The sequence below is a fragment of the Pseudomonas sp. 18058 genome (assembly GCF_902706155.1).
GTDB classification, from domain to species: domain Bacteria; phylum Pseudomonadota; class Gammaproteobacteria; order Pseudomonadales; family Pseudomonadaceae; genus Aquipseudomonas; species Aquipseudomonas rustica.
This window is the reverse complement of record NZ_CACSJY010000128.1, coordinates 1-509: the sequence shown is the minus strand read 5'-3', so window position 1 is coordinate 509 and position 509 is coordinate 1. Positions and strand designations below refer to the sequence as shown.

1 protein-coding gene is annotated in these 509 nt (G+C 74.3%); it reads right to left on the bottom strand.

All coding sequences use genetic code 11. The features are described 5' to 3' along the window. Positions 1–60 precede the first annotated feature (60 nt). Positions 61–509, bottom strand: a 449-nt coding sequence (locus GVL50_RS28475) for a methyl-accepting chemotaxis protein (RefSeq protein ID WP_256672026.1), incomplete at its 5' end; no start/stop codon positions are given.

The window sequence follows — 509 nt, the reverse complement described above, 5'->3', positions numbered from 1 at the left end:
GAGCAGGGGCGGGTGTACCTGCAGCTCGAAGGCGCGGGACCGGGGCGGGGCCGGGCGGTTTCAGCGTGCCAGCGCGATCGCGCGTGCGGGCTGGAACTGGAAGCCGTCCACCACGCTCTTGGGCCGGCCGGCCTGCTCCAGCAGGCTGGTGGCGGCGGCAGAGGATTCCTCGACCAGCGCCGCGTTCTGCTGGGTCACCTGGTCCATCTGCGAGACGGCCTGGTGCACCTGGTCGATGCCCCGGCTCTGTTCCCCGCTCGCGGCGCTGATCTCGGCGACGAGGTCGTTCACGCGCTGCACGCTCTGCACGATCTCGTCCATGGTGCGGCCGGCCTCCGCCACCTGGCTGGAGCCCTCGGCCACGCGCGAGACCGAGTCGCCGATCAGCGCCTTGATGTCCTTCGCCGCGGCGGCGCTGCGGCCGGCCAGGGCGCGCACTTCGCCGGCCACCACGGCGAAGCCGCGGCCCTGCTCGCCGGCGCGCGCGGCTTCCACCGCCGCGTTGAGCG